At 72.4% G+C, this 18,207-nt stretch carries 19 protein-coding genes; 17 read left to right on the top strand and 2 right to left on the bottom strand.

Translation table 11 applies throughout. The annotated features are described in order from the left end of the window. Window positions 1-292: 292 nt before the first annotated feature. The 13 genes from IE275_RS25350 (at window position 293) to IE275_RS25290 (ending at window position 14,145) form a co-directional block, all read left to right on the top strand. Window positions 293-1,102 carry a GH12 family glycosyl hydrolase domain-containing protein gene (locus tag IE275_RS25350; RefSeq protein ID WP_189713716.1) on the top strand — a complete coding sequence of 270 codons (810 nt, stop codon included), beginning with the start codon at window positions 293-295 and terminating at the stop codon, window positions 1,100-1,102. A 112-nt stretch (window positions 1,103-1,214) separates the two neighbouring features. After that, window positions 1,215-3,152, top strand: a complete 1,938-nt coding sequence (locus IE275_RS25345) for an acyl-CoA dehydrogenase family protein (protein WP_189713715.1) — start codon at window positions 1,215-1,217, stop codon at window positions 3,150-3,152. A 109-nt stretch (window positions 3,153-3,261) separates the two neighbouring features. After that, window positions 3,262-4,518 (top strand): 1-deoxy-D-xylulose-5-phosphate reductoisomerase, encoded by a 1,257-nt coding sequence (dxr, locus tag IE275_RS25340; protein ID WP_189713714.1) that lies wholly within the window; start codon window positions 3,262-3,264, stop codon window positions 4,516-4,518. Further along, entirely contained in the window at window positions 4,515-5,819 is a 1,305-nt protein-coding gene (locus IE275_RS25335) for a M50 family metallopeptidase (protein ID WP_506417345.1), read from the top strand. Before dxr ends, IE275_RS25335 begins: the two co-directional genes overlap by 4 nt. Window positions 5,820-6,035: 216 nt before the next feature. Next, window positions 6,036-7,193: a flavodoxin-dependent (E)-4-hydroxy-3-methylbut-2-enyl-diphosphate synthase gene (ispG, locus tag IE275_RS25330; RefSeq protein ID WP_189713713.1), complete on the top strand. Its 1,158-nt coding sequence runs from the start codon at window positions 6,036-6,038 to the stop codon at window positions 7,191-7,193. 252 nt (window positions 7,194-7,445) lie between these two features. After that, window positions 7,446-8,294 (top strand): GNAT family N-acetyltransferase, encoded by an 849-nt coding sequence (locus tag IE275_RS25325; protein ID WP_189713712.1) that lies wholly within the window; start codon window positions 7,446-7,448, stop codon window positions 8,292-8,294. 21 nt (window positions 8,295-8,315) lie between these two features. Further along, window positions 8,316-8,849 carry a GNAT family N-acetyltransferase gene (locus IE275_RS25320; protein ID WP_189713711.1) on the top strand — a complete coding sequence of 178 codons (534 nt, stop codon included), beginning with the start codon at window positions 8,316-8,318 and terminating at the stop codon, window positions 8,847-8,849. A gap of 108 nt (window positions 8,850-8,957) precedes the next feature. Beyond that, window positions 8,958-10,661, top strand: coding sequence for a proline--tRNA ligase (locus IE275_RS25315; RefSeq protein WP_189713710.1), 1,704 nt, complete (start codon window positions 8,958-8,960; stop codon window positions 10,659-10,661). A 114-nt stretch (window positions 10,662-10,775) separates the two neighbouring features. Next, window positions 10,776-11,168: a hypothetical protein gene (locus tag IE275_RS25310; protein ID WP_189713709.1), complete on the top strand. Its 393-nt coding sequence runs from the start codon at window positions 10,776-10,778 to the stop codon at window positions 11,166-11,168. Beyond that, window positions 11,165-12,139 carry an FAD:protein FMN transferase gene (locus IE275_RS25305; RefSeq protein WP_189713708.1) on the top strand — a complete coding sequence of 325 codons (975 nt, stop codon included), beginning with the start codon at window positions 11,165-11,167 and terminating at the stop codon, window positions 12,137-12,139. The genes IE275_RS25310 and IE275_RS25305 overlap by 4 nt, the downstream gene beginning before the upstream one ends. After that, window positions 12,136-12,717 (top strand): ferric reductase-like transmembrane domain-containing protein, encoded by a 582-nt coding sequence (locus IE275_RS25300; RefSeq protein ID WP_189713707.1) that lies wholly within the window; start codon window positions 12,136-12,138, stop codon window positions 12,715-12,717. Before IE275_RS25305 ends, IE275_RS25300 begins: the two co-directional genes overlap by 4 nt. Then, window positions 12,714-13,934 carry an NADH-ubiquinone oxidoreductase-F iron-sulfur binding region domain-containing protein gene (locus IE275_RS25295; RefSeq protein WP_189713706.1) on the top strand — a complete coding sequence of 407 codons (1,221 nt, stop codon included), beginning with the start codon at window positions 12,714-12,716 and terminating at the stop codon, window positions 13,932-13,934. Before IE275_RS25300 ends, IE275_RS25295 begins: the two co-directional genes overlap by 4 nt. A 1-nt stretch (window position 13,935) precedes the next feature. Next, a complete protein-coding gene (locus IE275_RS25290) occupies window positions 13,936-14,145 on the top strand; it encodes a ferredoxin (protein WP_189713705.1) in 210 nt (69 codons plus the stop codon). 7 nt (window positions 14,146-14,152) lie between these two features. Here IE275_RS25290 and IE275_RS25285 read toward each other — a convergent pair whose 3' ends face one another. Both IE275_RS25285 and IE275_RS25280 read right to left on the bottom strand, forming a co-directional pair. Then, window positions 14,153-14,380 (bottom strand): hypothetical protein, encoded by a 228-nt coding sequence (locus IE275_RS25285; RefSeq protein WP_229870552.1) that lies wholly within the window; start codon window positions 14,378-14,380, stop codon window positions 14,153-14,155. 207 nt (window positions 14,381-14,587) lie between these two features. Continuing rightward, window positions 14,588-15,010, bottom strand: coding sequence for a helix-turn-helix domain-containing protein (locus tag IE275_RS25280; protein WP_189713703.1), 423 nt, complete (start codon window positions 15,008-15,010; stop codon window positions 14,588-14,590). Between the two features lie 350 nt (window positions 15,011-15,360). On the opposite strand from IE275_RS25280, the gene IE275_RS25275 reads away from it, so the two are divergent. The 4 genes from IE275_RS25275 to IE275_RS25260 are packed head-to-tail and all read left to right on the top strand — an operon-like array spanning window position 15,361 to window position 18,203. Continuing rightward, complete coding sequence (locus IE275_RS25275; RefSeq protein ID WP_189713702.1) at window positions 15,361-15,951, top strand: RNA polymerase sigma factor; 591 nt, start codon at window positions 15,361-15,363, stop codon at window positions 15,949-15,951. Continuing rightward, window positions 15,948-16,943, top strand: a complete 996-nt coding sequence (locus IE275_RS25270) for a BN159_2729 family protein (protein ID WP_229870551.1) — start codon at window positions 15,948-15,950, stop codon at window positions 16,941-16,943. Before IE275_RS25275 ends, IE275_RS25270 begins: the two co-directional genes overlap by 4 nt. Next, window positions 16,940-17,545 (top strand): WhiB family transcriptional regulator, encoded by a 606-nt coding sequence (locus IE275_RS25265; RefSeq protein ID WP_189713701.1) that lies wholly within the window; start codon window positions 16,940-16,942, stop codon window positions 17,543-17,545. The genes IE275_RS25270 and IE275_RS25265 overlap by 4 nt, the downstream gene beginning before the upstream one ends. A gap of 28 nt (window positions 17,546-17,573) precedes the next feature. Continuing rightward, window positions 17,574-18,203 carry a hypothetical protein gene (locus IE275_RS25260; RefSeq protein WP_229870550.1) on the top strand — a complete coding sequence of 210 codons (630 nt, stop codon included), beginning with the start codon at window positions 17,574-17,576 and terminating at the stop codon, window positions 18,201-18,203. Window positions 18,204-18,207 lie beyond the last annotated feature (4 nt).

Genomic DNA, 18,207 nt, shown 5'->3' with positions numbered 1-18,207 from the left:
AAGATGTGTGAAGCGCTTCGACAGTGCGCATTGCGAACAGGTCCGGGTGAGGGTGGTTCGACAGTAGCTTCAGCGCGAGTGGGTGTCCATAGGTTGTCGAAGCGCTTCGACGGCGAGTTGTGGGGGAATCGTGGAGAGGCGTGCGCCCTGCCTACCACGTGCAAGCGCTCACCGGCGAGATCGGCAGGCCACGCCGATCGGAAGGCGTCCGGGAGCGGCGGGCCGCGGCAACCTTTCCCGGGCCCGGCGGCCACTGGGTGGCGTCAGCACCACCCGCCCCGGAAGGACCCCCATGCAGCACCGCCGTCCCCGCCTGTCGAAGAGGGCGAAGACCCTGACCGCCGCGGCCGTCGCCCTCGCGGCCGCCGCCGGGGTCACCGCCGCCCGGGCGGGCGAGTCGAGCAAGAAGTGCGCCGCCTTCGACACCGTCACGCTCGGCAAGTACTACGTGAACAACAACCTGTGGGGCCAGGACAAGGGCACCGGCAGCCAGTGCGTCTGGGACGGCTCCGCCGACGGCGGCACCATCTCCTGGGGTACCGGTTACAGCTGGGCCAACAACGCCAAGGGCACCGACGCGGACGTGAAGTCGTACGCCTCCACCGTCCTCGGCTGGCACTGGGGCTGGAAGGTCGACAAGGCGAGGACCGGACTGCCCGTCCGGATCGGTGACCGCAAGAAGATGACCGTGAGCTGGGAGTTCTCGCTGCCCGCGAAGCCCGGCACCATGAACGTCGCCCACGACCTGTGGCTGCACTCCAAGAGCACCGCGGACTGGCAGGACCAGCCCACCGACGAGGTCATGATCTGGCTCAACCGCCAGGGCGGCGCCGGCCCGCTCGGCACCAAGTACGGCAGCGTCAGCCTGGGCGGCGCCATGTGGGACATCTACCAGGGCGACATCGGCTGGAAGGTGTACTCCTTCGTCCGCCGGACCAACACCACCAGGGCCACGCTGAACCTGGACGACTTCACCCAGGCACTCGTCCGGCGCAAGCTGCTGACCAACGACAAGTACGTCTCCGGAATCGAGTCCGGGACCGAGGTTTTCCGGGGCACGGGCCGGCTCGACACCACCTCGTACTCGGTCACCATCGGCTGATACGGGCCCGCGAGGGGTGGCGGGGTCACCCCGGATCGGGTACCAACGATCGGGTAGCACCCATCGGTAACCATTCAGGTTCAAGATCCCGATTCGCGGCGAGGTGAGCCTCATGTCCGCACCACCCCTCAAGAAGCCCGTCGTCACCGAACGTGAGGCCCGCCAGGTCGCCGAGGCCGCCCGGGAACAGGACTGGCGCAAGCCCAGCTTCGCCAAGGAACTCTTCCTGGGCCGCTTCCGCCTCGACCTGATCCACCCTCACCCCCTCCCCACCGACGAGGCGGTCCGGCGCGGCGAGCAGTTCCTGGCCAAACTCCGCGCGTTCTGCGAGACCGAGGTCGACGGAGCGCTGATCGAGCGCGAGGCAAAGATCCCCGACAAGGTGATCAACGGCCTCAGGGCCCTGGGCGCCCTCGGCATGAAGATCGACCCCAAGTACGGCGGTCTCGGCCTCACCCAGGTGTACTACAACAAGGCGCTGGCGCTCGTCGGCTCCGCCAGCCCCGCCATCGGGGTGCTGCTGTCCGCGCACCAGTCGATCGGCGTCCCGCAGCCGCTGAAGATGTTCGGCACCCCCGAGCAGAAGCAGAAGTTCCTGCCGCGCTGCGCCACCACCGCCATCAGCGCCTTCCTCCTCACCGAACCGGACGTCGGCTCCGACCCGGCCCGGCTCGCCACGAGCGCGGTGCCCGACGGGGACGACTACGTCCTGGACGGCGTGAAGCTGTGGACCACCAACGGTGTGGTCGCCGACCTGCTGGTCGTGATGGCCCGCGTCCCCAGGAGCGAGGGTCACCCCGGCGGCATCACCGCCTTCGTCGTGGAGACCGGCTCGCCCGGCATCACCGTGGAGAACCGCAACGCCTTCATGGGCCTGCGGGGCATCGAGAACGGCGTCACCCGCTTCCACCGGGTCCGGGTGCCCGCCGAGAACCGCATCGGCCCCGAGGGTGCGGGACTGAAGATCGCCCTCACCACCCTCAACACGGGCCGGCTGTCGCTGCCCGCGTCCTGTGTGGCCGCCGGCAAATGGTGCCTGAAGATCGCCCGCGAGTGGTCCGAGGCCCGTGAGCAGTGGGGCAAGCCGATCGCCCACCACGAGGCGGTCGGCGCGAAGATCTCCTTCATCGCGGCCACCACCTTCGCCCTGGAGGCGGTGCTCGACCTGTCCTCCCAGATGGCCGACGAGGACCGCAACGACATCCGGATCGAGGGCGCCCTGGCCAAGCTCTTCGCCTCCGAGATGGGCTGGCGGATCGCCGACGAGCTCGTCCAGATCCGCGGCGGCCGCGGCTTCGAGACGGCCGACTCGCTCCGGGACCGCGGCGAACGCGCGGTCCCCGCCGAACAGGTCCTGCGCGACCTGCGCATCAACCGCATCTTCGAGGGCTCGACGGAGATCATGCACCTCCTCATCGCCCGCGAGGCCGTCGACGCCCACCTCTCCGTCGCCGGCGACCTCATCGACCCCGACAAGTCCCTCCAGGACAAGGCGAGGGCGGGCGCGAACGCGGGCGTCTTCTACGCCAAATGGCTGCCGAAACTGGTCGCGGGACCGGGCCAGCTGCCGTCCTCGTACGGCGAGTTCAAGCACGGCGGTGCGGACCTCTCCGGGCATCTGCGCTTCGTCGAGCGCCACGCCCGCAAGCTGGCCCGCTCCACCTTCTACGCCATGTCCCGCTGGCAGGGCCGGATGGAGACCAAGCAGGGCTTCCTCGGCCGGATCGTGGACATCGGAGCCGAGCTGTTCGCGATGAGCGCGGCCTGCGTCCGCGCCGAGCTGCTGCGCTCCCGCGGCGAGCACGGCCGCGAGGCCTACCAGCTCGCCGACGCCTTCTGCCGCCAGTCCCGGCTGCGGGTCGACGAGCTGTTCACCCGCCTGTGGGCCAACACCGACGACCTGGACCGCAAGGTCGTGAAGGCCGTCATGGCGGGCAGCCACACCTGGCTGGAAGAGGGCGTCGTCGACCCCTCGGGCGACGGCCCGTGGATCGCCGACACCACCCCGGGACCGAGCGAGCGGGAGAACGTCCACCGCCCGATCGGGTGAGGCACCGCACACCCGCCCGACAAGGTGTCCCCGCCGTGGACCCACCGTGAGAGGGACCATGAGGGGACACCCTGTCCGGCCGCACATCCGATGCGGCAACAATGGGGGGATGACCGACAGTCCAGCACCCCTCGCCGACCCGCACCTCGTCTACGACCCCGTCGCGGGCGACGGGCCGAAGGACGTGGTGGTCCTCGGCTCCACCGGGTCGATCGGCACCCAGGCCATCGATCTCGTGCTGCGCAACCCGGACCGCTTCCGCGTCACCGGCCTGTCCGCCAACGGCGGCCGGGTCGCCCTCCTGGCCGAGCAGGCCCGCCGGCTCCGGGTGCGGACCGTCGCGGTGGCCCGCGAGGACGCCGTACCCGCGCTGCGGGAGGCGCTCGCCGCCGAGTACGGCCCCGGGGAGCCGCTGCCCGAGATCCTGGCCGGCCCGGAGGCGGCCACCCGGCTCGCCGCCTCCGACTGCCACACCGTCCTCAACGGCATCACCGGCTCCATCGGCCTCGCGCCCACCCTCGCCGCCCTGGAAGCGGGCCGCACCCTCGCGCTCGCCAACAAGGAGTCGCTCATCGTCGGCGGCCCGCTGGTGAAGGCCCTCGCCAAGCCCGGCCAGATCATCCCGGTGGACTCCGAGCACGCCGCGCTCTTCCAGGCCCTCGCCGCCGGCACCCGCGCCGACGTCCGCAAGCTCGTCGTCACCGCCTCCGGCGGCCCCTTCCGCGGCCGTACGAAGGAACAGCTGGCGAACGTCACCGTCGAGGACGCCCTGGCCCACCCCACCTGGTCCATGGGCCCGGTGATCACGATCAACTCCGCGACGCTCGTCAACAAGGGGCTGGAGGTCATCGAGGCCCACCTCCTCTACGACATTCCCTTCTCGCGGATTGAGGTGGTCGTGCACCCGCAGTCGTATGTCCACTCGATGGTTGAGTTCACGGACGGATCGACACTGGCCCAGGCGACGCCCCCCGACATGCGCGGGCCCATCGCCATCGGCCTCGGCTGGCCGCACCGCGTCCCCGACGCGGCGCCCGCCTTCGACTGGAGCACCGCGTCGACGTGGGAGTTCTTCCCGCTCGACAACGACGCCTTCCCCTCGGTGAACCTCGCCCGGCACGTGGGCGAGCTCGCGGGGACGGCCCCGGCGGTGTTCAATGCCGCCAACGAGGAGTGCGTGGAGGCGTTCCGCCAGGGCGCGCTGCCCTTCAACGGGATCATGGAGACCGTGACGCGGATCGTCGAGGAGCACGGCACCCCGCGCGCGGGAACCTCGCTCACGGTGTCGGACGTCCTCGAAGCGGAGACCTGGGCCCGCGCCCGGGCCCGGGAACTGACGGCACAGACGGCGGAGGCCCGTGCATGACGACCCTGATGTTCATCCTGGGGATAGTGGTCTTCGCGGTGGGCCTGCTCGCCTCGATCGCCTGGCACGAGCTGGGCCATCTCTCCACGGCGAAGCTCTTCGGCATCCGGGTGCCCCAGTACATGGTCGGCTTCGGCCCCACCATCTTCTCGCGCCGGAAGGGTGAGACCGAGTACGGCGTCAAGGCCGTCCCCTTCGGCGGCTACATCCGCATGATCGGCATGTTCCCGCCCGGCGAGGACGGCCGGATCACGGCCCGCTCCACCTCGCCCTGGCGCGGCATGATCGAGGACGCCCGCTCGGCCGCCTACGAGGAGCTCCAGCCCGGCGACGAGACCCGCATGTTCTACACGCGCAAGCCGTGGAAGCGCGTCATCGTGATGTTCGCCGGCCCGTTCATGAACCTGGTGCTCGCGATCGGTCTCTTCCTCACCCTGCTCATGGGCTTCGGCATCCAGCAGCAGACCACCACCGTCAGCTCGGTCTCGCCCTGTGTCATCGCGCAGAGCGAGAACCGCGACGACTGCAAGAAGTCCGACCCGCAGTCCCCGGCCGCCGCCGCCGGAATGAAGGCGGGCGACAAGATCGTCGCCTTCGGCGGCGTCCGCACCGAGAAGTGGGACACCCTCTCCGACCTGATCCGGGACAGCGCCGGCAAGGAGGTCGCGATCGTCGTCGACCGCGGGGGCCAGGAAGTCACCCTGCACGCGAAGATCGCCACCAACCAGGTCGCCAAGAAGGACGCCGCCGGCACCTACGTCCAGGGCGAGTACGTCAAGGCCGGCTTCCTCGGCTTCAGCGCCGCCACCGGCGTCGTCAAGCAGGACCTCGGCGAGTCCGTGACCTGGATGACCGACCGCGTCGGCGACGCCGTCGACTCCCTGATCGCGCTGCCCGCCAAGATCCCCGCCCTGTGGGACGCCGCCTTCGGCGACGGCCCCCGCGAGGCGGACTCCCCGATGGGCATCGTCGGCGCGGCCCGGGTCACCGGCGAGATCGCCACCCTGGACATCCCGGCCTCGCAGCAGCTCGCCATGTTCGTGGGCCTGCTGGCCGGATTCAACCTCTCCCTGTTCCTGTTCAACATGCTCCCGCTGCTCCCGCTCGACGGCGGCCACATCGCCGGCGCCCTGTGGGAGTCGCTGCGCCGCAACACCGCCAAGGTCCTGCGCCGCCCGGACCCGGGCCCGTTCGACGTGGCGAAGCTGATGCCGGTGGCCTACGTGGTGGCCGGAATCTTCGTCTGCTTCACGATCCTGGTGCTGATCGCCGACGTGGTGAATCCGGTGCGCATCTCCTAGGACACGTCCTGGTCACACAGCGTTCGCGGCGGCCCGGCACGGTGGTGCCGGGCCGCCGTCGTCTCCGCGTGTCCGACGGCGTGCGGGGGCACCCCCGCACGAGTGTTTCGAGGGTGGGGGAGTGCTCGCACCTGGGCCAGTGCCGTAATCTCGAAGCCTGGAACCCGCCTCCGACGGGACCTGGACCTTGATCCACGACTTGGGGTTGCACAGCAGATGACTGCGATTTCTCTCGGCATGCCGTCCGTTCCGACCAAGCTCGCCGAGCGCCGCAAGAGCCGGCAGATCCAGGTCGGCTCCGTGGCGGTCGGCGGGGACGCCCCGGTGTCCGTGCAGTCGATGACCACGACCCGCACGTCCGACATCGGCGCCACCCTCCAGCAGATCGCCGAGCTGACCGCCTCCGGCTGCCAGATCGTCCGCGTCGCCTGCCCCACCCAGGACGACGCCGACGCCCTGTCGACGATCGCCCGCAAGTCGCAGCTCCCGGTCATCGCCGACATCCACTTCCAGCCGAAGTACGTCTTCGCCGCCATCGAGGCCGGCTGCGCCGCCGTCCGCGTCAACCCGGGCAACATCAAGCAGTTCGACGACAAGGTCAAGGAGATCGCCAAGGCCGCGAAGGAGCACGGCACCCCGATCCGCATCGGCGTGAACGCCGGCTCGCTGGACCGCCGCCTGCTCCAGAAGTACGGCAGGGCGACCCCCGAGGCCCTCGTCGAGTCCGCCCTCTGGGAGGCGTCCCTCTTCGAGGAGCACGACTTCCGCGACATCAAGATCTCGGTCAAGCACAACGACCCGGTCGTGATGATCGAGGCCTACCGCCAGCTCGCCGCCCAGTGCGACTACCCCCTCCACCTCGGCGTGACCGAGGCCGGCCCCGCCTTCCAGGGCACGATCAAGTCGGCCGTCGCCTTCGGCGCCCTCCTATCCCAGGGCATCGGCGACACCATCCGCGTCTCCCTGTCGGCCCCGCCCGTCGAGGAGGTCAAGGTCGGCAACCAGATCCTGGAGTCCCTCAACCTCAAGCAGCGCGGCCTGGAGATCGTCTCCTGCCCGTCCTGCGGCCGCGCCCAGGTCGACGTCTACAAGCTGGCCGAAGAGGTCACCGCCGGTCTCACCGGCATGGACGTCCCGCTGCGCGTCGCCGTCATGGGCTGCGTCGTCAACGGCCCCGGCGAGGCCCGCGAGGCCGACCTCGGTGTCGCCTCCGGCAACGGCAAGGGCCAGATCTTCGTCAAGGGCGAGGTCATCAAGACCGTCCCCGAGTCCAAGATCGTCGAGACCCTCATCGAAGAGGCCATGAAGCTGGCCGAGCAGATGGAGGCCGAGGGCATCGCCTCCGGCGAGCCGTCGGTGTCGGTCGCGGGCTGACGAGGATGTAGTGCCCGGGGCGGCTCGGTCTCGGGGTCCGGCCTCTCGGCGCAGGTCGAGGTGATCCAGCCCGTCCGGCGTTCGAGGACGAGGCCGTCCAGGCCGAAGCGGGGGTCCGGGGGCGGCAGCCCCCGGAACCGAACACCGGCCGACGACCACCGACCACCCCACAGCCCCCCGCAGGGGTCGGCACCGCTCAGCTTCCGCAGGTACAGTGCGGAGATCAGCAGCCCTGAGGGTGAGGCCCTGTACGTGTTGACCCAGACCACCTCCCGGGTCCTCGAGCCGAGCGACCTGGACACCGCGCTCGCCGTACTCGACCGCGACCCCGTCGCCAACGCCTTCGTGACCTCCCGGGTCCAGGTCGCCGGCCTCGACCCGTGGCGCCTCGGCGGCGAGATGTGGGGCTGGTACGAGGACGGCATGCTGACGTCCCTGTGCTACGCGGGCGCCAACCTCGTCCCGATCTGCGCCACTCCACGCGCCGTCCGCGCCTTCGCCGACCGTGCCCGGCGCTCCGGCCGCCGCTGCTCCTCGATCGTCGGCCTCTCCGAGCCCACCGCCCTGCTGTGGCGCCTCCTCGAACCCCACTGGGGCCCGGCCCGCGAGGTCCGCGCCCACCAGCCCCTCATGGTCACCGACCGCATGCCCGCCGACATCGCCCCGGATCCGTACGTCCGCCGCATCCGCAAGGACGAGATGGAGACGATCATGCCGGCGTGCGTGGCCATGTTCACCGAGGAGGTCGGCGTCTCCCCGATGGTCGGCGACGGCGGCCTGCTCTACCAGGCCCGGGTCGCCGAACTCGTCGGTTCCGGCCGTTCCTTCGCCCGCCTCGACGAGCACGGCAAGGTCGTCTTCAAGGCCGAGATCGGCGCGGCCACGTCACAGGCCTGCCAGATCCAGGGCGTGTGGGTGGCTCCCGAGTACCGGGGCAAGGGCCTGGCCGCCCCCGCCATGGCCGCGATCCTGCGCTACGCGCTGGCCGACGTGTCACCGGTGGTGAGCCTCTACGTGAACGACTACAACACCGCGGCCCGCCGGACCTACCGCCGCGTGGGCTTCCAAGAGGTCGGCGCTTTCATGAGCGTTCTCTTCTGAGCCCCCTGTAGGCTCCGCGCCATGGACCTCGTCATCGGCCCCTTGGATCTTCCTGCCCACGTGGACGAGGCCCTCGCGGTCCAAGCCGTGGCGTTCGGACTCGGGCCCGACGAGGTGGCCGTACGCCGGCAGATCGTGCTGCGCCACATGACCCACGGCGGCGCGCGAGCCCTCGGCGCGACGACCCCCGAGGGCCGCCTGGTGGGGTTCGTGTACGGCATGCCCAACGACCGCACCCACTGGTGGTCCACCGTCGTGCAGCCCTACCTCCGCGCCCAGGGCAACGAGGGCTGGCTCGACGAGTCCTTCGTGATCACGGAACTCCATGTGCACCCCGCCCACCAGAACCGCGGCGCGGGCCGGGCCCTGATCACCGCCATCACCGACACCGCGGCCGAACCCCGCTCGATCCTCTCCGCGATCGACACCGAGAGCCCGGCCCGCGCCCTCTACCGCTCCCTCGGCTACAGGGACCTGGCCCGCCGGGTCCTCTTCCCCAGCGCCCCCCGCCCCTACGCCGTGATGGGCGCCCCGCTGCCCCTGCTGCGGCCGTAACGGATTTCCGGCCGCGCCCGGCTCCCGGCTAACCTCCTAGCCATCACCCTCCCCCACTCTCGGCTGCGCTAGAGCGGGGGGACCCCCATCGGCAGGAGTACGAGAACCATGGCGAACGCACCGGTCCAGCGCATGTCCCAGTTGATGGCGAAGACGCTGCGCGACGACCCGGCGGACGCCGAGGTGCTCAGCCACAAGCTCCTGGTCCGCGCCGGCTACGTCCGCCGCACCGCCGCCGGCATCTGGAGCTGGCTGCCGCTCGGCAAGAAGGTCCTCGCCAACGTCGAGCGGATCGTCCGTGAGGAGATGGACGCGATCGGCGCCCAGGAGGTGTCCCTCCCCGCCCTGCTGCCGAAGGAGCCGTACGAGGCGACCGGCCGCTGGGAGGAGTACGGGGCCGAGCTGTTCCGCCTCAACGACCGCAGGGGCGGCGACTACCTCCTCGGCCCCACCCACGAGGAGATCTTCACCCTCCTGGTCAAGGACCAGTGCACGTCCTACAAGGACCTGCCGGTGATCCTTTACCAGATCCAGACCAAGTTCCGTGACGAGGCCCGCCCCCGCGCCGGCATCCTGCGCGGCCGCGAGTTCCTGATGAAGGACTCGTACTCCTTCGACACCGAGGACGAGGGCCTCGCGAAGTCCTACGCCCTGCACCGCGAGGCCTACCAGCGCGTCTTCGAGCGCCTCGGCCTCGACTACCGCATCTGCGCCGCCACCGCCGGCGCCATGGGCGGCTCGAAGTCGGAGGAGTTCCTGGCCCCGGCCGAGGCCGGCGAGGACACCTTCGCGGACTGCCCGAACTGCGACTTCGCGGCCAACACCGAGGCGATCACGTACGAGCTGAAGCCGGTGGACGCCGACGGCGTGGCCGCGCTCGAGGAGATCCCGACCCCGGACACCCCGACCATCGAGACCCTCGCCGCCCACCTCGGCGTCCCGGCCTCGGCCACCCTGAAGAACCTCCTCGTCAAGGTCGACGGCGAGATCGTGGCCGTCGGCGTCCCCGGCGACCGCGAGGTGGACCTGGGCAAGGTCGAGGCGCACTTCGCCCCGGCCGCCGTCGAACTGGTCACCGCCGAGGACTTCGTGGGCCGCCCCGACCTGGTGCGCGGCTACGTCGGTCCGCAGGGGCTGGGCGAGAAGGTCACGTACATCGCCGACCCGCGCGTGGCCCCCGGCACCTCCTGGATCACGGGCGCGAACAAGGAGGGCACGCACGCCAAGAACGTCGTCGCGGGCCGTGACTTCGAGGTCGACGCGTACGTCGACGTCGTGGTCGTCCAGGAGGGCGACCCGTGCCCGAAGTGCGGCACCGGCCTCAAGCTGGACCGCGCCATCGAGATCGGCCACATCTTCCAGCTGGGCCGCAAGTACGCGGACGCGCTGAAGCTCGACGTCCTCGGCCAGCAGGGCAAGCCGGTCCGCGTCACCATGGGCTCCTACGGCATCGGCGTCTCCCGCGCGGTCGCGGCCCTCGCCGAGCAGAGCGCCGACGACAAGGGCCTGTGCTGGCCGGCCGAGGTCGCCCCGGCCGATGTGCACGTGGTCGCCGCCGGCAAGGCCCTGCAGACCGAGCTGGCGCTGGAGGTCTCCGAGCGGCTCCGGGCCGTCGGCCTGCGCGTCCTGGTCGACGACCGCGCCGGGGTCTCCCCGGGCGTGAAGTTCACCGACGCCGAGCTGATCGGCGTCCCCAAGATCCTGGTGGCGGGCCGCCGCAGCGCCGAGGGCGTCCTGGAGCTGAAGGACCGCCGCACCGGGGAGCGCGAGGAGCTGACGGTGGACGAGGCGATCGCCCGCCTGACGGCGTGATTTAAGGGTCGTCTCAGAGAGTTCTGTCGAGGTGTATGGGAGCCTCACAGACTTCTCTCAGGCCGTTCCCCGACCGTGGTGCGTGACAGAACGTCACTGCGGAGGGGAACGGTCATGGCGACCAGGGAAGAGCAGCGGGGGGCCGCGGCAGCGGTCCGCAGAGGTGCGCGGCGGACGGCGGCCCTGGCCGCCGCCGTCACGCTGGCCGGGGCGGCCGGAGTGTTCGCCCTGATCGCCACGATGCAGGCGGACGCCGACACGACGGCGAGCAGCGGCACCGCGGCCGGCAGCGCCGGCAGCGCCGGTGACTCCGGTGACTCCGGTGCGAGCAGTGGCGGCGACTCCTCCTCGGACAGCTCGACCGGCTCGACCGGCTCGACCGGCACGGACGACACGGACAGCACGGCCGGCACGGACAGCACAGGCACCTCGTCCGGCTCCGACGGTTCCAGTGGCCTCACCTCCTCCTCCGGCGGCTCCGCCGACTCCACCTCGGGGGCGTCGTGACGACCGCGTCCACGCCCCTGCGGCCGCGGACGACCGCCGCCCGCGAGTGGCGTGCCCTCGGCACCACCGTCCGCCTGGTCGTCACCGATCCCGCTCTGCTGGAGTCCTGCGACCTGCTCCTCGCCCGGCATCTCGCCGAGGTCGACGCGTCGTGCAGCCGCTTCCGCGCCGACTCCGAACTGGCCGCCCTCGACACGACGGCCGGCCGCCCGGTCCGGGTGAGCCCGCTGCTGGCCGAGGCCCTCGCCGTGGCCCTGCGTGCCGCCGAGACGACAGGCGGCGCCGTGGATCCGACCGTCGGCTCCGCGATGGACGCCCTCGGCTACGACCGCGACTTCACCCTCGTCCGCGAGGACGACCGCCCGGTCCGACTCACGCTGCGCCGCACCCCCGGCTGGCGCACCGTCCGCCTCGACCCCGAAACCGGCACGGTCACCGTCCCCGAGGGCGTCCGGCTCGACCTGGGCGCGACCGCCAAGGCCTGGGCCGCCGACCGCGCCGCGGCCCTGCTGGCCGCGACCGCCGGCTGCGGGGTCCTGGTGAGCCTGGGCGGCGACACGGCCGTCGCGGGGGAGCCCCCGGCGGGCGGCTGGCAGATCCGCGTCCAGGACGTCACCGGCCCGGTCGGCGACCTGCCCCCGCAGGGCCCGTACGCCACCGTCGGTCTGCGCGGCGGCGGGCTCGCCACCTCCGGGACCACCGCGCGGCGGTGGCGGGGCGGAGGCCACGAACTGCACCACATCGTCGACCCGCGCACCGGTCTGCCCGTCCGTTCCCCGTGGCGGACCGTCTCGGTCGCCGCCGCCACCTGCGCCGACGCCAACGCGGCGAGCACGGCGGCGCTGGTGAAGGGCGCGGGCGCGGAGACCTGGCTGACCCGGCTCGGGCTCCCGGCCCGCCTGGTGACCCGGAACGGCACGGTCGTCACCACGCCGGGCTGGCCCACCGCCGGCCGGGAGGCCGCCACGTGACCTCCGAGACCCTCTGGTACGCCAACCGCGCGACCGGCGCCGTCTGTCTGGTCCTCTTCACGGTCGTCGTGCTGCTCGGCATCGCCGTCCGGCTGCGCGCCCGCGTCCCCGGCCTGCCCCGCTTCGGCACGATGAGCCTGCACCGCACGCTCTCGCTCTCCGCGACCGCCTTCCTGGCCCTGCACATCGCCGCCGCGATCGTCGACGGCTATGTGGACATCACGTTCGTGGACGCGGTGATCCCCTTCGTCTCCGACTACCGGCCCCTCTGGCTCGGCCTCGGCACGGTCGCCCTCGATCTGCTGCCGGCGGTCCTCGTCACCAGCCTGCTGCGCGCCCGCCTCGGCCACCGCGCCTGGCGGGCCGTGCACCGGCTGGCGTATGTCTCCTGGCCCGTCGCCCTGGTGCACGGCATCGGCATCGGCACGGACACCGGCGCCGACTGGATGACCTGGCTGACCGTCGCCTGCGTGGCCACCGTGACCGCCGCCTTCGCCGCCCGTCTCGCCCACGCGGCGCGTGCCGCCCGCCGCACCCCGGCCGCCCTGCTGCGCGCCGCCGAAGGAGCCCGCCCGTGACCGCCACCTTCCCGGACCTCCACCTGTCCCCCCGCCTCCTCGCCCCCGGCACGGCCCCGGCCGACCTCGCCGCCCACCGGCGGCGCCACGGCCCGCTCGAGTACGGCGATCCCGAGAGCGTGCTGCGCGCGGTGGCCGCGTCCGGCCTCACCGGCCGCGGCGGAGCGGCCTTCCCGACCCACCGCAAGCTCGTCGCGGTCGCCGAGGCCGGCCGCCGCACCGGCCGGGCCCCCGTGGTCGTCGCCAACGGCGCGGAGGGCGAGCCCGCCAGCCACAAGGACCGCACCCTGCTCCACCGCTCGCCCCACCTCGTCCTGGACGGCCTCCGGGCGGCGGCCCACGCGGTCGGCGCGGGGAAGGCGTACATCGCCGTAGGGGACGGCGCGTCCGGGCTGGAATCCGCCCTCGCCCAGCGCACCGGGGACCCGTTGCCGGTCGAGGTCGTCCGGCTGCCGGCGTCCTTCCTCGCCGGCCAGTCCTCGGCGCTCGCCCGGTACGTCTCCGGCGGCGCGGCGCTGCCCGCCGATCAGCTTCCGCCGGTCCGGGAGCGGGGGGTGCACCGCGCGCCGACCCTCGTGCAGAACGTCGAGACCCTCGCCCACCTCGCCCTGGTCGCCCGCCATGGCGCCGACTGGTACCGCACGGCGGGCACCCCGGCCCAGCCGGGCAGCGCGCTGTGCACGCTCCACGCGGCCGGCCACGAACCCCGGGTCGTGGAGGCCCCGTACGGTCTGCCGCTCGCCCGCCTGCTGCCTCTCGAGGGTGCCTCGGCGGTTCTGGTCGGCGGCTATCACGGCACCTGGATCCCGGCATGCGAGGCGGCCCGACTCACCCTGGACGCGACCCTCCTGGGCGCCGGGGTCCTGGCGGCGCTGCCCGCCGGCCGCTGCGGTGTCGCCGAGACCGCCCGCGTCCTGCGCCATCTCGCCCTTCAGTCGGCCGGTCAGTGCGGCCCGTGCCTCAACGGCCTGCCCCGCATCGCCACCGCGTTCCGCACCCTCGCCGCCCCCGGCCCCCAGGGCACCGCCCGTACCGACCTCACCCGCTGGTCCGGCCTCGTCGAGGGCCGGGGCGCCTGCCACCACCCCGACGGCACGGTCCGCCTGGTCCGCAGCGCCCTCACGACCTTCGCCGCCGAGATCGACAGCCACGCCCACGGCCACTGCACGGCGACCGACCGCACGCCCCTGCTGCCCGTCCCGGAGGACCGGAACTGACATGGACCAGCGCATCGACATCGACTGGACCGCCTGCCAGGGCCATGGCCTGTGCGCGGACTTCCTTCCCGACCACATCGTTCTCGACGAATGGGGCTACCCGCTCGTCGACGGCGCCCCCGTCCCCGCGCGGACCGTGAAACGGGCCCGCAGGGCCGCCGCCGACTGCCCGGTCCTCGCTCTCAGGCTGATACCGGCCCGGGCGGCATGAGAGAGGGTCAGCCGACGCCCGCCGCGACGACGCGGGGCAGGAGTTCACACGGGAGTTCCACCCGCATACCGCAGAAGCAGCGCAGCGGTCCGCCGCGTGACGCGGGGGCGCCCAGGTCGATCATCAGGATGTCCCGTACTTCTCGGAGCACGTCACGTACCTGGATGCCTCTGGCGACGCGGATGATCACCTCGTCCGGATCCCAGACCGCGATTCTCGATAGATCGTCCGCCATGGAAATGTGGATGCACACAGCTGTCTCCCCAGGGATGCACAACGGCACGAAGTGATCCGCTCCGGGAGGTCAGCGGCTGACTGATGGTACCGATGGCGGTCGGGAGCGTGGGGTCTTTCGTCATATTCATCCGTCGCGCCGGGATGCCGTGGCAGGCCCGACGGGCCACGACGCTGTGGGCCACGGGCCGGTCCGGCGCCGCTGACCTCACATGATGCGGCTGATATGCAGCATCGCCTCGGCGTCCTTCAGCAGTGCGCGCTGACGTGACTCCGGCAATTGCCGGTACAGCTTCAGCAGTCGCGCCTCGCGTTCGTCCCCGCTCGGACCAGGCACGGGACGGCCCACCGCCTCGAAGAACTCCCTCGGTGTCGTCCGTACGCCCCAGCGCCGGAACACCTCGACCATCGCCCGCAGCTTCTCCGGGTCGATGCGGGAGGTGCCGCGCGTCCGGTTCATCCAGGCGTTCAGCGTCGGGTAGGAGATGCCGGCTCCCGACGCCAGGTCCTTCTGTGTCCGTCCGGGGACCTGCGCCAGCAGACGTTCCAGCAGAGCCGCCAGGTCCTCGTCCCGGCGCGAGGGATCGTGGCCGGGTTCGGTGTCTCCTGGGGCGCTCTGCGGGTTCGTCACGCCTCAGAGGATCGGCCATCAATATCTACAAGCGCAAGTAGATCGCAGACCGGTGATGGCGACTTCGGGTGCACGCCGGTGCATTGTGGCGACGATGGCTCAATCGTGCGCCCCCGGTGCTCCCGTGGGCCGCCTCGCGAGGGGTCGTCCCGCCCATCCCTCACGCACCGTAGGTCACTTGACACTATATGCATCTACGTGAAGACTGTAGATAACTCCGGAAGTGACACCGCGGCTCCCGACGTGAGGGGGGTGGTGACGTCTGCCCGGGGAATCTACATCTACATGAATATTGAAGATGTGGCGAGGGGGGTCCTCGCACTTCGAAGACATCGACGGGAGAACCGATCGTGTCCGTACCGCACAACGTCACCACCGCTCCGGACGGTCCGGAACCCGAGCTCGTCGCCCGGGCCCGCACGGGCGACCGGGAGGCGTTCGCCGCCCTGTACTACGAGCACTACCGCCTCGTCTACGGCTACCTGCTCGTCCGCACCCGCAACAGACACCTGGCGGAGGACCTGACCCAGGAGGTGTTCACGCGCGCCCTGCGCCGCATCGACGCCTTCACCTGGCAGGGCACGGCCTTCGCCGCCTGGCTGACCACGATCGCCAAGAACCTCTACCTCGACGAACTGGGCCGCGGCCGCACCCGGCTGGAGACCCCGGTCGCCGAGTTCCACGACCCGCAGGAACCCGGATGGGGCCCGGAGTCGCTGGCCCTGCGCGAACTGGAGGCCGTGGAGGCCCACGAGACGGTCCGCACCGCCCTGCACACGCTCAACGCCCATCAGCGGCACTGCGTACAGCTCCGCTTCCTCGACGAACTGACGCCGGAGGAGACGGCCCTGGCGATGGGCCGGAGCGTCGGCGCCGTCAAGACACTGACCTACCGCGCGCTGCGCAAGCTGCGCTGGGCGACCGAGGCGGTGTCCGCGTGAACAGCAACCTGCCGCATGCCGCGGGTGTGATCCGCGCGGTTTTGGAGTCCGTCCGGCCCGAACAGGCGACCGTCGTCGCGCACGCGCTGGACTCGGCCCGGCTCCTGGTCGACCCCGAGCGTTCCTTCGGCGCGGTGCTGCACCGCACGCCGGACGGCGGCTGGGCCCGCGATCTGCGCCCGGTCACCGACCTGGAGCGGCAGGCGCTGGCCTGGGACGCCTCCTGCGAACGGGCCCGGTGCGTGGCGCGCGCCATCGAACGCCATCTGGCGGGGCATGCGGGCCCGTACGGCATCCGGGTGGACGGCGACCGGGTGCGGGTCGTGCTCCGCGTCGACGACGCCGCCGAATGGGACCGCTGGCGTGCCTACTTCGGGATCACGGCCGCCGGGGAGCGCATCCGTCCGCACACGGTGACCGCCGAGGGGGAACGCGGCGGCGTCCGGGTCTCGGTGGTGGCCCGCGGCCGTGCCCAGGCACCGCCGGCCACGGCGAGGGCGGCGGTCCGCCCGTTCCGGCTCGGCGGGATCACGTACGACCTGGCCCTTCCGCAGTGCGACGCCCACGGGGACGTCTGGTACTTCCAGGGCTTCCGCACCCGCGACGGCATGCCCCTGATGTCCCTCGACGGCCGGCCCGAGCGGTGCTCCCTCGCCAATGTGGCGGCGCACCTCGGGCCGTTGGCACCGGTACGGCAGGTACAGCCGGTACGGCCGGTGACTCCGGTGCCGGTGCCCGTGGCCGCGCCGGTGCTGGTGCCGACATCGGAACCGGAACCGGAACCGGAACCGGAACCGGTACCCGCACAGTTACCGGCGCCGGAGTCGGCCCTCTCCCCGGCCCTCTCCCCGACCCCCCTCCCGACCCCCCTCCCGACCCCCCTCCCGACCCCCCTCCCGGCCCCGGACGGCGGCGCTGCCGACGACCCGCAGCCCGGTCCCCCGGACCCGCCACCGGCTCCCGCGCCCGGCCCGGCCGGGCCCTCCCGGTGAGCCGCGGCCGGCCGGGCGGGCGGACCGGCGCCGGCGGCGGGGTGGACGGCGGGGACGTCGGAGGGGACGGAGGCTCGCGGGCCTGGGAGTTCAGTGCCGCCTGCCGGCACCAGGACGGAGACCTCTGGTTCTCCCGCCGCTCCTGGTCCAGGGCCATGGCCATCTGCGCGGCCTGTCCCGTGCTCGCCCCCTGCCGGGCCGCCGTACTGCAACGCGAGAAGGGACTTCCCCGGTGCCGTCGCAACGGTGTCATCGCCGGCCTGACCGGACCTCAGCGTTACGCCCTGGAGAGCCGTGCGAACCCGCAGCCGAACCGCCAGGCGAACCGCCGGCCGCAGGCCCGGACGCCGCCGCCCGCCGACCCCGGCGCGGCCCACGACCCGGCCGGACCCCCGCGAGGGCAGCCCCCGCCGTGCGGGACCCGGGCGGGCTACCAGCGGCATCTGCGCCGGCGCGAACCCGTCGACGAGGCCTGCCGCGCCGCCAACGCCCGGGGCGCCGGCCGCTACCGGCGCACCGGCTCCACCCGTGCCCGCCAGGAGGACACCCGGGCCCGCGACCCGGGCGCAGCCATGACCCCCGACGCCCCGCCGCGGAACTGACCCCCGTTCACCGCCACCGGAGTACCTGATGCCCTCATCCCCGACGGCCCCGCCGCCCGACGAGCCCGGGGCCGCAGGCTCCCGGCGCCGCCGGCCCCGGACCGCCGGTCCCCTCGGCCGGACGGCCGCCGCCCTCCTCCGCGTCCTGCGCCCGCGCGGCCGAAGAACGCGGTGGGAACACGGCCGCACCACCCGGCCGGAATCCGATCCGGGGCACCGCCTGACGCTGGACCTGGACAACTGCCGCCAGGAGCGGGACCGCTGGCGGCGGCACGCCGACTCCTACGAACGGGAGCTGAACCTGGTCTCCCTCGAACGCGCGCACCTCCTGGCCTGGCTGGCGGCACTGCACCCGTCGAGCGCCGTCGTCAGCCCGGCCGTCGGTCCCGGAGCGGACGGCACGCACCTGCTGCGGTTCGTGGCCGGGGAACGGCAGCTGACCTGGCGTCTGCCGCCCGCCGACCTCCCGCTGTTCACGCACGTCCCGTACGCGGAGCTCCCCGCGGCACTCCCGGGAGGGGACGCCCACCGGCTCCTGGACCAGGCCGCCCACATCCGCAGGCACACCCGTCTGCTGGCCATCGAGGGCACCCTGTTCACCGTTCCCGCCCCGGCCTCCGGGGAACGGCGGCCGAGAGTGCGGCCCGGCGACCGCTGACGGC

Origin of the sequence: Streptomyces phaeofaciens, from assembly GCF_014648915.1 — a bacterium.
Classification (GTDB): domain Bacteria; phylum Actinomycetota; class Actinomycetes; order Streptomycetales; family Streptomycetaceae; genus Streptomyces; species Streptomyces phaeofaciens.
This window is presented reverse-complemented; position numbering and strand designations above follow the sequence as displayed.

Bases quoted from the DNA above. Each gene is read 5' to 3' on its own strand.
- IE275_RS25350 (WP_189713716.1), top strand. From the start codon at position 293: ATGCAGCACCGCCGTCCCCGCCTGTCGAAGAGGGCGAAGACCCTGACC.
- IE275_RS25345 (WP_189713715.1), top strand. From the start codon at position 1,215: ATGTCCGCACCACCCCTCAAGAAGCCCGTCGTCACCGAACGTGAGGCC.
- dxr (WP_189713714.1), top strand. From the start codon at position 3,262: ATGACCGACAGTCCAGCACCCCTCGCCGACCCGCACCTCGTCTACGAC.
- IE275_RS25335 (WP_506417345.1), top strand. From the start codon at position 4,515: ATGACGACCCTGATGTTCATCCTGGGGATAGTGGTCTTCGCGGTGGGC.
- ispG (WP_189713713.1), top strand. From the start codon at position 6,036: ATGACTGCGATTTCTCTCGGCATGCCGTCCGTTCCGACCAAGCTCGCC.
- IE275_RS25320 (WP_189713711.1), top strand. From the start codon at position 8,316: ATGGACCTCGTCATCGGCCCCTTGGATCTTCCTGCCCACGTGGACGAG.
- IE275_RS25315 (WP_189713710.1), top strand. From the start codon at position 8,958: ATGGCGAACGCACCGGTCCAGCGCATGTCCCAGTTGATGGCGAAGACG.
- IE275_RS25310 (WP_189713709.1), top strand. From the start codon at position 10,776: ATGGCGACCAGGGAAGAGCAGCGGGGGGCCGCGGCAGCGGTCCGCAGA.
- IE275_RS25290 (WP_189713705.1), top strand. From the start codon at position 13,936: ATGGACCAGCGCATCGACATCGACTGGACCGCCTGCCAGGGCCATGGC.
- IE275_RS25285 (WP_229870552.1), bottom strand. From the start codon at position 14,380: ATGGCGGACGATCTATCGAGAATCGCGGTCTGGGATCCGGACGAGGTG.
- IE275_RS25260 (WP_229870550.1), top strand. From the start codon at position 17,574: ATGCCCTCATCCCCGACGGCCCCGCCGCCCGACGAGCCCGGGGCCGCA.